This is a genomic window from Pandoraea terrae, from assembly GCF_902459695.1.
GTDB classification, from domain to species: Bacteria; Pseudomonadota; Gammaproteobacteria; order Burkholderiales; family Burkholderiaceae; genus Pandoraea; species Pandoraea terrae.
In genome coordinates, this window is record NZ_CABPRZ010000015.1 from 82,426 (window position 1) to 95,457 (window position 13,032).

Here is a 13,032-nt window from a genome sequence, read left to right on the forward strand (position 1 = left end):
GGTGGCCGCCTACTACGCCGACTTCGCGAACCGCCCCGAGCGCGCGCGCCAGGCTGCGCGCGCTCGGGCCTTCGAGGCGCTGGCCGCCAAGTACCCTGACGACGACGAGGCGCAGATCTTCGCCGCGCTATACCTGGCCAGCACACAGTCGCAGGCGGACCAGACCTATGCTGCCTACCTCAAGGCGGCGGCGGTGCTAGAGAAGGATTTCGTCAAGTACCCCGAACACCCAGGCGTCGCGCACTACTTGATACACTGCTACGACGCGCCTCCGATCGCGCAGCTGGGACTGCCGGCAGCGCGCAAATACGCAGGCATCGCGCCAGACGCGCCGCACGCGCTGCACATGCCCTCGCACATCTTCACCCGCGTCGGTGCGTGGCAGGAATCGGCGTCGACCAACCGCCGTTCGGCCGACGTCGCCAAGATGAACGGCGACACTTTCGACGCCTACCACGCTGCCGACTACATGGTCTACGCATACCTTCAGCTCGGGCGCGTCAAGGAGGCACGCAAGGTGCTCGACGAAATCACCCATTTCGCGAGCCCGACGACAGCAACATTCGGCGCCCCATACACTGCGGCGGCGATGCCCGCGCGGCTGGCTCTCGAGCGCGGTGACTGGGCCGCGGCCTCGCAGCTGCCTCAGCAGGGCTTTTCGTTCGCATTTGTCGAGGCGATCACGACCTTCGCGCGCGCACTCGGTGCGGCGCGCAAGGGCGATGTGACCGCGGCGGATCAGGATGCGCAGACGCTCGAGGCGCAGCACAAGGCGTTGGTCGAGGCCAAGAACAACTACTGGGCCACCGAGGTCGAGGTGCAAAGCATGGCCGCTGCCGCCTGGATCGCCAAGGCAAGGGGCCAGCCCGAAGAGGCCGTACGTCTCATGCGCACCGCCGCCGACCTCGAGGACCGCAACGAGAAGCACATCGTGACGCCCGGCCGTTTGGTTCCCGCACGCGAGCTTCTTGGCGAGATGCTGCTCGAGTTGAAGCAGCCAGCTGCCGCGCTGAATGAGTTCGAGCACTCGCAGGAACGCGAGCCAAACCGCCTACGCGGCTACGTCGGGGCGGCGGCCGCGGCTGCTGCGGCCGGCGAGCGCGACAAGGCGCGCGCGAACTACGCGAAGCTGCTCGAACTGACGCGCGACGCCGACACGCCGCTGCCCGAGATCGCGCTCGCGAAGAGCTATCTTGCGGCGAAGTGAGGTAGCGGGCAGCGTGCGTGGTGGATTGCTCCATGACGGAATGTTCCCGCGAAGCTTGCGGTGGCGTGAACGACTACTATAAGACAGCTTCCATGCCGCCCAGCGAGCAGTCGTTAAGCGAATATCCGTTGTGCGCCGTCACGGTGAGAAGGCTGGACGACCGCTTTGGGTTCACTGCCGTTGCGCGACGGTCAAAGCTGCCGCTCGCCCGAACTGTCCGTCTGTCGGGCAGCTGAACGACCTATACCGGCCGTTGACTTGTTGTTGGACCGGCGGCAGCAAAGGCAGATGACTTGTCCGTGAGTGACGGTACAGAATGACCGTTCCGCTTTGATATCCGCCCTTGGAACTGCGACGGCTCGACCTGCGCATAGGGGGCGAAAGTACGCGTTCGCTGAAGTTCGAAGCGGACATTCGCTGCTACAGACCAGCAAACGTCCGGTCAGCGGTGGGTAGCGGACACGTCAGCGCCGACGGGAAAATGTCGGCCAAGGCCGAAATTGAGACGCTCGCCAAACTTTACTGACGGGCAGAAGCGGGTTGAAACCACGCATCCCCGGATGATGAATTCGGATGTACGCGCCGGCCAGGTCGCCGCTGCTAAACTTGTGGTGAACGTATGGGCTCGGGTGGGGCAGATCTAACGGACAACATGCGCCGAAAGTGGACAAAGTCGACGTCGGCATCGACTCTCCCGCCAGAGCAGCGGCGTCGGGGCACCCGGCGTTACGGCGGACCTTTGCAGGGGCGGGTATTCATGGTTCGAAGGGAACATGGAACGGTCAACGCACGCGCTGCTTGAATACCACGAACGCAGCAAGCACCGCATCAACTTCTACGCGCCTGGCCCCGGGCGACTCGACTGGACAACTCAGCCGGATCCGTTCCGCGTGTTTCAGGGCGCACCGCGCGTTGAACTGCCGTTGGCTGCCGACACTCTGGCCACACGCTACAACGCGCTGCGCTGCGGCGCTCTGCCGCCGGCGCACAAATTCGATCTTCACACGCTGGCCATCCTGTTCGAACTCTCGCTCGGCCTGTCGGCGTGGAAATCCTGTGGCGGCGAGCGGTGGGCACTGCGCTGCAACCCTTCGAGTGGAAATCTGCATCCGACCGAGGGCTATCTTCTGTGTCCGGCGCTTCCCGGCGTGTCCGCTGGCGTCTACCACTACCTGAGCCGAGACCATTCGCTTGAACATCGCGCTGCATTGGATGATCCGAGCTGGACCGAGGCGTTCTCGGACAGTGGCGTCGTGGTCGGCATCAGCTCGATCCACTGGCGCGAGGCGTGGAAATACGGCATGCGCGCCTGGCGCTACTGCCAGCACGATTGCGGCCATGCCATCGCCGCGGTGAGTTACGCGGCGGCCGCGCTCGGTTGGCAGACGAGACTGGTTGAGGCGGCTGCGGATGATACGGTGGCCCACTTGCTTGGATTGGACCGCAGCGAAGCGTTCGGCGCGGCCGAAGCGGAGGCGCCGGATGTCCTGCTTTGGATCGGCAATCCTGAAATACGCCCGGATCTCGAACGAATGGGGGCGGCTTTGGATAAGGCACGGTGGTACGGCTGCGCGAATCAATTAAGCTCAGGGCAGGTGACGTGGCCGGATATCGAGACGATCCATCGCGCCACGCACAAGTCCCATACTGCCGAACCGACCTCGCTGAATCCGGAGCCGCACCTGTCGCCCACGACGCCCGCCCTCGATCTCACTTTTGCCCGGATTGCCCGGCAGCGCCGCAGTGCTGTGAACTTCGACGGTATGACACATATTACCGACGTGGCTTTTCTCAGCATGCTGGCGTGCCTGTCGGCATGTCGCGATAGGCCGCCGTGGAACGCGATGATGTCCCCTGCGCAGATGCATCCCGTGCTACTGGTGCACCGCGTGGACGGCCTGGAGCCGGGCCTGTATGTGCTCGTGAGGAATCCGAGTGCGCTGACCGACTTAAGGCAGTCCATGCGCCCAGAATGGCTGTGGCTAAAGTGCGGACCGGACCCTCTGCCGCTCTACTTTTTGTTGCCGTACGATTTGCGCGACGCGGCAAGGCTGATCTGCTGCCACCAGGATATCGGCGCAGATTCCTGTTTTGCGTTGGGGATGCTCGGCAGATTCGAAGTCGCCTTGAAGCAACCCTGGCGTTATCGTCATCTGTTCTGGGAATGCGGCATGCTCGGCCAAACGCTCTATCTCGAAGCCGAAGCCGCTGGAGTGCGCGCGACGGGGATTGGCTGTTTTTTCGATGATGAAATGCACGCGCTTCTCGGCGTCAAGGATTACGTCTGGCAAAGCTTGTATCACTTCACCGTCGGTGGCCCGGTGGACGATCCTCGTCTGTCCACATTTCCGCCGTATGAGGTTCAGCCTTGAGACGAAAGTGATGGCTACAAATTAGGCCTTTGGCCAGCCAGCGCCGATGTACCGGACCATGCCGCCTGCATTTCGGCAATCAGCGCTGCCGAGCGTCCTTCGTAACGCGGCGAAAAGTGGAACGGCACAACCGCCCGGGCTCCGAGCCGGCGCGCGATCAGACCGGCCTGGCGGGCCGTCAGGTGGTTCTTGCGCAGACCATGCGCCTTGTCCTCGTCAAGAAATACGCTCTCGATAAAAAGCAGGTCCACATCGTGCATCAAATGCGACAGGGTCTCTACATTCGATTCCGTGTAGCGCAAGTCCGTTACGTAGCCAATGCGCTGCCCAGGAACAATGGCGAGGATCAGGTGCCGTAGTTCGCCGACCTGTCGAGTCATGGCGTGCTCGCCATGCCGATCGCGCCACAGCACCTGAATTGGGGCCTCGTCAGGCGCGCCGGTCAGCACGGCGTGTTTCAGTTCGCGCAGCCACGCACCGGCCGACACACCCTGAGCCTCGAGCCGGTCCTTCGCGACTTTGACTCGGGCCTTCTCCTCGATCACGTACGCAACGCACGGGATGTCATGATCGACAAAGCGGCCACGCACGCGAAAGGTTGCTTCGTCGTGCACCACGTCATCAGATCGCCCAAAGGACGCACCGGCTTCGCGGGCGAACCGTCTCCGACTTGAAAAGAGTGCGCGCTGCCCGCCACCGCCCACGCCGAGTTCGCGCGCGTCGATCACCAACTCGACCTCGTAACGATGCACCACGTTCCAGGTATAGGCACGCAGCTTGTGTTCGATTTGGTCAAGAAAGTCGGGGCCGCCAAACATGACGATGCAAGCCTTGCGCCCGAGAATCACGCGCAAGAGATGATCGAAGCCGCAAAAATGGTCCATGTGCGTATGGGTAACGAACACATGTGACAAACGCATCAGTTGGCGGGGCAGCAGCCTGGTGATATCGCCAAGATCGAAAAGGAGGGCGCGCCGTTCGTCGCGAAAGTCCACATACAGGCCCGGGTCGCCAAACGCGTCATTGACAAGCCGGGGGTCGAAAAGGGCGTGCATGGTTGGGGTCTCAGTCCCGGCTCGTAAAGACCGTCAATATGCCCGTATAACCGTAAAGGTGGTTCCTTGCGATCTCTCCGCCGGCGAAGAATCCCACCAGCGGCACGTCACCGAGCGCATTTCGCACCGTCTGCAACTCCGCATGCCGCGCTCCGAAGTGCGGGCCGCCCCGTCCCGAGCAACTGACATACAGGGCACCCGACATGTGCCCGGCCGTGCCGCATTCCAGTTCCGCGCGGATTTCTGTTGCAATGCGCACCAGATCGACCAGCGCGGCTTCGGGGCTGCGCGTGCAAAAGGCCAGATGCATGCCGGGCTCGGCCAGATCCGCAACCTCCAATGCCCGGTGCTTGGGATCCACGCCCACCAGGTGCCGCACGAGTGTATCCGTGCCGAACGTTCCGGGCCGCTTCGGCACATCCTCGGCGCCGATGCTTAAGCCCGCCAAGGTGGTAGACAGCGCCTGCGACAACGTGTCGGTTGGCAAATCCCGGTCGAGTCCAAGATCGTCCAACACGCAATCGAGTGCTGGCTTGCCATCCAGTGTGATCACCAGGTTGTGTTTGGCCTGCGTGATCGTGCGCACCGGACCGATGGGCTGGCAGCCCTGCGTCACGCGTGAGATCAGACCAACCTCGGGGCCGAAGAGTACTCCTGACAGCCCCCCGGTGAACACGCCGTCTGCGATGTGTAGCGGTCGGTTTCGCGCCGAGGATAGCCCGCCGAAGAGATAACCGGTGGCCGTGCGTGCGCTCAGCTCGTGCAGCAATTCCTGCAGGTCCGGCGTGCCGCCCTCGGCATGGACCAGCGCGGTATGGGGCACAAACCCGGAGGATGTCGCGGGCAGTGGCTGCCGGCCGGAGAATATCCGGAACGAGTCGCGTGGCAGCGGCGCGACCATCAACACCAGGGCTGGTTCGTCGATGTATTCGACGCCGTTGGCAACCACGCCGACACCGACAGTGCCGATCCAGGCGACGCCCGGCAGAGCGCGCTGCAGTTCATGGACGATTGCCTCGGACGCGGGTGCGTAATAGTCGCTCAGGTAGCACCAACCCAGCGTGAACTGTGCGGATTTATCTTGCTGTGCCGCACGCGCCGCAATTTGGGCTTGAACTTGCCTCTGGCACTCGGCCAAGGCCACCCGCCAATCGGCGTGGGCAGCGTGCGCGTGGACAAATAAAGCGTGAGACATGGCCGAAACCTGTCAAAGACAACAACATTCAGTGTCTCACTTCCTCTTGCCGCCTTCAACGGCCATCGGACGGTCAACTGCCGACGGCAGCTTCGGGGCGGTCGGAAGTATGCATCCCTGGATGGTGAAACCGGACTTTCGCGCCTGCCTGGCCGCGCCCGTCCGGTTGCCGGCCTTTACCGAACACCCCTAAGCCGATTCGCAAATGGCGGCTTCGGCAAAAGTTCCGCCTCATGTCAAAAGGCTATTGTTGATCAGAAGCGGACCCGGAACCAGGGCTCCCAAAGGCGCCCCCAACGTAAGAGTATTCTTTATTGTCGGCGACGGCGCATATGTGATACAAGATAGCCGCACGTCTGGCGCAGGCCGGCGGCGTCATCTAAAAGTAGCCTTCCTTGGAACATTCAGAACATGGCAACAGGTACCGTCAAGTGGTTTAACGATGCGAAGGGTTTTGGGTTCATCACGCCGGACGACGGCGGCGATGACCTGTTCGCGCACTTCTCCGAGGTTCAGGGAAACGGCTTCAAATCGCTTCAGGAGGGCCAGAAGGTCAGTTTTGAAGTCAAGCAGGGCCCCAAGGGGACGCAGGCAGCGAACATCAAACCGCTGTAAGTTTTCCGTGCCGTGAACGCGTCCTGTCAGGGCAGCGATCAGGCCGATGCGTGATCGCTGCGGGTCTGGGGCAGGGCGGCGAAAGGGGGGCGCCTCCGCCTTTGCTCAACACTCGAGAAAGGGCCTCAACTTGTCAGCGCGACTGGGATGCATCAGCTTGCGCATCGCCTTGCTCTCAATCTGACGGATCCGCTCGCGGGTCACGTCGAACTGCTTGCCGACCTCTTCAAGCGTGTAATCAGAGGTCGTATCGAGCCCGAATCGCATCCGCAGGACCTTGGCCTCGCGCGGCGACAACCCGTCGAGTGCCTCATCGATCGCAGCGCGCATGTTCGCGTGAATCGCGGCCACAGCCGGTGAACTCGCAGAGACATCCTCAATCATGTCGCCGAGCGTCGCGTCGGCATCGTCGCCCACCGGGGTCTCGAGCGAGACAGGTTGCCTCGAGATCCTGAGGATACTGCGCACTTTTTCCTCGGACATCTCCATGCGCTCGGCGAGGACGGCGGGATGCGCTTCCTGTCCCGTCTGTTGCAGGAATTCGCGCGAAATCCGATTCAGCTTGTTGATCGTCTCGATCATGTGGACCGGCACACGAATGGTCCGCGCTTGATCGGCAAGCGCACGCGTGACAGCCTGCCGGACCCACCAAGTGGCGTACGTAGAAAACTTCCATCCGCGCCGGTATTCGAACTTGTCCACCGCCTTCATCAGGCCGATATTGCCTTCCTGGATCAGATCCAGGAACTGCATGCCCCGGTTCACGTATTTCTTGGCGATTGAAATGACAAGGCGAAGATTCGCTTCGATCATCTCTCGCTTGGCCTGCCGCATTTTCAACTCCGCGGCACTCATCTGGCGGTTGATCCGCTTGAGCTGCTGGAGCGGCAGCGAGATCCTGGCCTCGATGTCGATGAGCTTCTGCTGCCCGGCCTGAATGGCCGGCAGATGTCGCTCGAGCGCCGCGCCAAACTGCCGCGAAGTCACCGCCATGCGACTGGTCCATTCAAGGTCGGTCTCGTGGCCCGGGAACGACTCGACAAACGCCTCGCGCGGCATGCCGCAACGGTCGACGGCGATCTCAAGGATGCTGCGCTCGATCGCACGAACCTCAGTAACCTGTTCGTGCAAACTGGCACACAGGCGGTCGATGGTTTTGGCCGTAAAGCGGACCTGCGCGAGTTCGCGCTGGATCCCCAAGCGCACTTGCGCAACGGCTGCGGAATGGGATTTCCCGGTAACGGGTGCATCCGGCAACTTCTCGAACAGTGCACGCACGCGCGCGAAAATCGCGAGACTGTCGATCGTGAGTTCTTCGAGGCGGGCTGCGTTCGCGTTCTCCGGATCCCCGGCGTCCGCTTCAGCGTGATCACCGTCCGGGCCATCGTCGGAGGCGTCTGCTTCCACTTGAACTTCATCGGACTCTAGGGTCATTTCGTTTTCGTTCACGTCGTCGCTGATGCCATCGACCAGTTCGTCAATACGCAGTTCGCCGGCAGCGATGCGGTCCGCATCGACAAGAATCGTGGACACGACCGACGGGCACGCGGCGATCGCCTGAACCATGTCCTGCAGACCGTCTTCGATACGCTTTGCGATCTCGATTTCGCCAGCGCGGGTCAGCAGTTCGCTGGCACCCATTTCACGCATGTACATCCGGACCGGATCGGTGGTGCGGCCGAATTCGGAATCGACGGTCGACAGTGCAGCTTCCGCTTCCTCGTCCGCCTGATCATCGGATGTCACGGCAGCCGTGGCGTCGTTTAACAGGAGTGTCTCTGCGTCCGGCGCCTGCTCGTACACGGCCACCCCCATATCGTTGAACGTGCCAACGATCGTTTCCATCGCGGCAGTTTGCGCAAAATTGTCGGGCAGGTGATCGTTGATGTCCGCGTGGGTGAGATAGCCGCGCTCACGGCCAAGCGCGATCAGCGCGCGCATCTGGCGTTGGCGCTCCTCGTCCTGGAGCGCCATCGACTCGATGTCCAGCGGTGTTGCGACCCCCAGGGTCTTCCCCTTTGGGGCGCGGCGGCCGGTCTTTGACGTGACGGCGATTTCGCGGGATGCTGATTTATCGCGAACAGGATTTGCCAATACATTCTCCTGGACAGGTTGGCCGACGATCGTCGCGGGTATGACGGCAGGTCAATTTGCCTATCAGGGTGCAAACGGAATCGTGGGGATTGACACACGGACAGTCGAGACCGGAATGTCTCCGGCGGAATCCGGTGTGCGCAGATTGGGGAACAGTAAATGATACCGGACGACGTTGTGCGACGCAATATGCACTGGGTAGATTTCCGGTGGGTACGGCTTTGTCAAGCTGGCGGGAAAGGGTGCAAAAGGGGGGAAGGGCGCAGCGTCATGGACCGGCGCGTCGCGCCCCCACCCACTTCGGTAACCAGATCACAGTGTCGCCCGACGCGTGCAATTCCCGCTCGACCCCCTAGAGGGTGCTAGCCTGCGGCTGCCACGACCTGTGCACGAAACTCGCGTGTGTAATTCTTCGAGCCTGACCGGCGACCCGGTGCCTTGGCTTCTATCATCTGATCCCCATTAGAAATTTCTAATGGGGATCAGGTTGCCGTCGTCATGCCCTCATGAACAGACGGTGCTGGGTACTCGCTTACGATGGGTTCGAATTCGAGCGTTGTTTCTCATGGATTTCGCCCGAGCGCCGTTGCATTACCAGCCTCGGGCCGCCAGGTTCGTTTTGAACACTGTCCCTAATATAGTTGACGGGGAAAAGTCCGGTGTCAATACAAAGCCGCCAATGTGCTCGTCTGCCCAAGTTCGGGCGGCCATGGCGTTCGCAAAGCGTCCGACAGAGTATTCGAGGAAATCAAACTTTTCGTCTGTCAGCTTCGACAGGCGAGTCTTCTCCTTATTGTCCGTCTGTCCAAGTTTGCAAGTTTGCTCGTCAAGTGGCGCATCGTTTCCATTGCTGCTGCGCCGCGCCTTTGACAAGACGCATTTGCACGCTGTGTCAGGAAATTTCCGCCGTCACACTTGCCTTGCCGAGTAAGCCTCTGTGCCCAAGTTGACGCTTCCGCGCATCTTCTTAAACGCAAGTTCGAAGAGTGCTCACGGCGCGGATTCCGCGGTGCGCGTTCTGCGCGCGATGCCCAATGGCAACGTCAAGCCGCCTATTTCGGTGGCATCGAGCACTCTTTATTCTTGGTGCACGGCAAGCTCAGTCGACCCACCAAGGTCCCAGGTTACACGGAGCGCCCTGCCGAGGCGAACTCGCACGAAATATGGGCCATATTTGCCCATAGGTTAGCTGTCTGAGAACGTATCCTGTTGCCGTCGCAATGCGACGTGGTTGCGCACACCCGCCGACTGGTCACTTCCTGCCCCGCCCGCCACATGGGGGTCTATCGCATCGATATGCGCACTTTCGAGAGACCCTTTGTGTGTGGCTTTTTTACGCTGTGTCAGGAAACACCCACCGCCACATTTGCCTTGCCATGTAAGCCTGCGACATAGACTTTGCGCTTCCGTGTCCCCTCTAAAACGCAAATTCGAGCTGGCCACAGGCCGCCTCGCAATTCGCCGTCGGTAACGCAAACCTGCCCTGCAGCGGGCTGGATACTGCGGGACACCCGTGCACTGCGAGCAGGCAATTCGAAGTCGTTTGCGCCTCGTCGAGCAGGCTTATGAAGTCGCATGATTGGCCAGGGATGCGTTCTATCCAGAAACCGCGCTCACCGCCTGGCACCTGCCCGAGATCTCGCCACGGTCCAAGACATTGCCGCTCATCCCGAAAACAGAAGATCCCGACGCCACACGTTCACGGTGCTCCAGCGTCATACGCGGAGCAAAGGTGCACCACAGGCGCAGCGAGATGAACGCCCCACTTACCGCTTACAGATGGCAACTAAAGAGCGCTACACCGATTCGGTACCGTATCTGGTAGATCTCAGAGGGTTTAGATGCGCCAGGCCATTCTGTATGCCTCTATGGAAGAGATATCTGGTACATACTTCACCCTGAGGTACTCGGCTACGCACCCAGCAATGACGGCAGTGTGGATCGTTCGCCGGGAACTCGGGAACCATGAGTCGAAACAATGTCCGGTGCCCGTTCAAGTATGACTCTCGAATTGACTTCCAGTCCTGTGCATGGGCCTGCCACGGACGACTCTCTGGGCACCAGCTATCAGAGGCTCAGGCGACTTTTGACCAGGAAGATGTCGGGATCTGGATCTTGAGGAAATGATGTTTGCCGAGGTCCGCGATCCGGATGTGTATGAGCCGGATTTTTCCAACTTAGACCGATACTGATTTTGGGCTAGGGTCACAAATGCAGCAGGACCCAGGACGCGTCGGCCTCCCGCGAGCGCTCACCTTCAGTGTGTGTGAAAACGTTAGCGAGATCCAAACCCTTGCGACCTACGACGCCTGCGCTCCGACGCTTGCCCCATTGCGCACACGATACAAACGTGATCACTACAATAACCGAAGCGATGCGCCCTCGGCAGACGGTCGAAACTTGTGCCGCGCGAAAGTGGAACATAGCGGTGTGTGACTCAACCGGACGGCAAGGTGGTCGGGGGCAGCCGACGCGGCGACGTAGAGGCTGGTGGCCAACATGACGAACCGTGCCCGTGTGGGAGGGTAAGGCGTGAACAGACTTGATGATCCAGGATCCGTCGACGTAAATCCAATGTATAAGCCAGAATCACTTCTCATCGCCCGAAATTTCGTCTGCCTCAGCGCGCCCACTGGGCCAATGTCCCAGTGGGCCTTGTCAGTATGTGACCCTGCTGCCGCACGGCAAAAGGTTGCGATGTTTAAGCAGCGTCTCAGTCTATCACTCGTGACGCGCCGAAATTTCCGTAATTTCGACACTTACTCTCTCTGACGCGGTGTCTAAAAAGGCATACCACTGTTGCTCAAAGTTGGCGGCTGCCGCCTCAAGAAACCGCTCTCCTCGAAAAGAAATTGGATCGCCCGTGAAGCAGACCTGGAGTTCGCATAATTCCGTCGTCCCCAGCTCAATCAGGCGTTCATGAAATTCGCGCAACATATTCACCACCACATATGCCGCCGCCTCAGCGAGCAGATCGCTCAGGCCAATGCCACGGCATTTAGGCTCAACAAAAACTGACCCAACTTCGATCTCGGCTTCGGGGGCACTTCCACCGCCGTAGTAACCCAGGTTTGACGTTAGTGTGCAGAATCCGACCGCATCGGTTTTCGAGCACAACACGAAACGATACCGAACAGTTGCTGACGCGTATCCGTCCTCAGCCACCACACCGTCGACGCTCGCGTCTGGCCAAATGCCGGACCTCTTGCTCAGGTCAAAAGGCGTCAGAAACCTCCCTTCGAAGAAGGATGACTCATCGAGCTCACGTGCAGCGTGGAGCTTCTTGAAAAGTGATCGCATCGTCGCGCGCTCCGTCTTGCCCGGTGCGAAATTCGAGAAGACCGCCCACTCCCACTGTCCATTCGGATCGCCCATCGCGGCGAATGGAGTCCTCGCACCGTCTATTACTGAGAACGGCAACGACAACGCATCCTCGATTGCATCGTCCAGCCGCGTTTCGACGGCCAGATCTTGCGCGCACTCGTCGGCCAACGTGCTCGTTACCGCGTCGAGCCCCGTCTCCATGCTGTGCTTCGTCATCCCTCTACTCCTTGAAAGCCCCGCCCAGCGATTGCGGGCGGCCAGACGCCGACCATTACATGGCCGCTGCCATTGACCTGGATCGCGCTCTCAAACGAAGCGCCCTCGTCACTTGAACCTGTGTTCCGAATGTCACTGCTTGGCCATCGGCCACCCCCCAACTGCCGGCATTTCCCTTGCGCTTGCATGCTCAACGCGCACCGATTAGAAATCGCCCCCGATCGGCTTGCGCGTGGCCAGCCAGGCACTAACGTCGGATTCAAGCCACCCGACGGCCCGCGCTCCAAGTCGCACTGGGCGGGGAAACAGATCCAGCTTGACCCACTCGTAGATCGTCGTCTTTTTCACGCCGACCATCTCCAGCACACCAGGCAGACGCAAAATCTTGTCGTTCATTCTGTTCCCCTCATCGTTAACTTGAACGTTCGAGACCTAGGAAGCCCCTACTCGATAGATGTGTTCACGCCAAATGCCGCAAGTAAATCGGAAGGAACCATCCCCGCCGAAAGCGAAAGCAAATCCAGGCGCGATTCCGTATTAGTCGCTTGCGGTACGGGCCTGTGTTCCAGGCGTTCCCCCACGTCTAATCTCGCAGACTGGTTGTGATGCCAGCGCAACGCTTCCTCCGCGAATCGCTTCAGAAGCGTCGCCCGTGCGCGAGGATCGCGCTCCACCTCAAGGGTGGCGTGAAGGCTGGGAAATTCTTCCTGCCGAATCGCGACTCGCATATCGAAGCTGAGGCATTCATGTCCGGCCTGGGGAATCGTCGCCATACGCGACAGGTCCAGTCCAAGGCCCGACGCTTCGGTGCAGGCTGCGCGAGCGCCGTCCTCTGCCAGACGCTTGAGCCATCCAGCGCGTGCACGAGGATCGGAAAAGGCGGAAAGTTCGGCGACCAGCAACGCGTAGACTGGGCCACGAATCACCACAGTCAATGTGAGCGGCGTCTTCATC

The 13,032-nt window shown here is 60.7% G+C and carries 9 protein-coding genes; 3 read left to right on the forward strand and 6 right to left on the reverse strand.

The window, feature by feature from the left end:
• Position 1 precedes the first annotated feature (1 nt).
• Both PTE30175_RS17520 and PTE30175_RS17525 read left to right on the forward strand, forming a co-directional pair.
• The gene (locus tag PTE30175_RS17520; protein ID WP_150698351.1) at positions 2 to 1,207 is read left to right on the forward strand and encodes a hypothetical protein; all 1,206 of its coding nucleotides are present in this window, start codon (positions 2 to 4) and stop codon (positions 1,205 to 1,207) included.
• A gap of 890 nt (positions 1,208 to 2,097) precedes the next feature.
• Positions 2,098 to 3,579 carry a SagB/ThcOx family dehydrogenase gene (locus PTE30175_RS17525; RefSeq protein WP_224788832.1) on the forward strand — a complete coding sequence of 494 codons (1,482 nt, stop codon included), beginning with the start codon at positions 2,098 to 2,100 and terminating at the stop codon, positions 3,577 to 3,579.
• Between the two features lie 14 nt (positions 3,580 to 3,593).
• Here the strand turns inward: PTE30175_RS17525 and PTE30175_RS17530 are convergent, their stop codons facing one another.
• Together PTE30175_RS17530 and PTE30175_RS17535 are read right to left on the reverse strand one after the other, a co-directional pair.
• On the reverse strand, positions 3,594 to 4,634 hold the full coding sequence (locus tag PTE30175_RS17530) for a ribonuclease Z (RefSeq protein ID WP_150698353.1): 1,041 nt from the start codon (positions 4,632 to 4,634) through the stop codon (positions 3,594 to 3,596).
• Between the two features lie 10 nt (positions 4,635 to 4,644).
• Entirely contained in the window at positions 4,645 to 5,829 is a 1,185-nt protein-coding gene (locus PTE30175_RS17535) for an FIST signal transduction protein (protein WP_150698354.1), read from the reverse strand.
• Between the two features lie 411 nt (positions 5,830 to 6,240).
• Here PTE30175_RS17535 and PTE30175_RS17540 point away from each other — a divergent pair, with 411 nt between their 5' ends.
• Complete coding sequence (locus tag PTE30175_RS17540) at positions 6,241 to 6,444, forward strand: cold-shock protein (protein WP_150698355.1); 204 nt, start codon at positions 6,241 to 6,243, stop codon at positions 6,442 to 6,444.
• 105 nt (positions 6,445 to 6,549) lie between these two features.
• On the opposite strand, the gene rpoD is transcribed toward PTE30175_RS17540, so the two are convergent.
• The 4 genes from rpoD to PTE30175_RS17560 form a co-directional block, all read right to left on the reverse strand.
• A complete protein-coding gene (rpoD, locus tag PTE30175_RS17545) occupies positions 6,550 to 8,538 on the reverse strand; it encodes an RNA polymerase sigma factor RpoD (protein ID WP_150698356.1) in 1,989 nt (662 codons plus the stop codon).
• A 2,721-nt stretch (positions 8,539 to 11,259) separates the two neighbouring features.
• Positions 11,260 to 12,078, reverse strand: coding sequence for a hypothetical protein (locus tag PTE30175_RS17550; RefSeq protein WP_150698357.1), 819 nt, complete (start codon positions 12,076 to 12,078; stop codon positions 11,260 to 11,262).
• A 204-nt stretch (positions 12,079 to 12,282) separates the two neighbouring features.
• Complete coding sequence (locus PTE30175_RS17555; protein WP_150698358.1) at positions 12,283 to 12,474, reverse strand: helix-turn-helix transcriptional regulator; 192 nt, start codon at positions 12,472 to 12,474, stop codon at positions 12,283 to 12,285.
• Positions 12,475 to 12,521: 47 nt separating this feature from the next.
• Entirely contained in the window at positions 12,522 to 13,031 is a 510-nt protein-coding gene (locus PTE30175_RS17560) for a hypothetical protein (RefSeq protein WP_150698359.1), read from the reverse strand.
• Between the last annotated feature and the right edge of the window lies 1 nt (position 13,032).

What these genes read in the sequence shown, in the direction of transcription:
- PTE30175_RS17530 (WP_150698353.1), bottom strand. Translation starts at nt 4,634, where the DNA reads ATGCACGCCCTTTTCGACCCCCGGCTTGTCAATGACGCGTTTGGCGAC.
- PTE30175_RS17535 (WP_150698354.1), bottom strand. Translation starts at nt 5,829, where the DNA reads ATGTCTCACGCTTTATTTGTCCACGCGCACGCTGCCCACGCCGATTGG.
- PTE30175_RS17540 (WP_150698355.1), top strand. Translation starts at nt 6,241, where the DNA reads ATGGCAACAGGTACCGTCAAGTGGTTTAACGATGCGAAGGGTTTTGGG.
- PTE30175_RS17550 (WP_150698357.1), bottom strand. Translation starts at nt 12,078, where the DNA reads ATGACGAAGCACAGCATGGAGACGGGGCTCGACGCGGTAACGAGCACG.
- PTE30175_RS17555 (WP_150698358.1), bottom strand. Translation starts at nt 12,474, where the DNA reads ATGAACGACAAGATTTTGCGTCTGCCTGGTGTGCTGGAGATGGTCGGC.
- PTE30175_RS17560 (WP_150698359.1), bottom strand. Translation starts at nt 13,031, where the DNA reads ATGAAGACGCCGCTCACATTGACTGTGGTGATTCGTGGCCCAGTCTAC.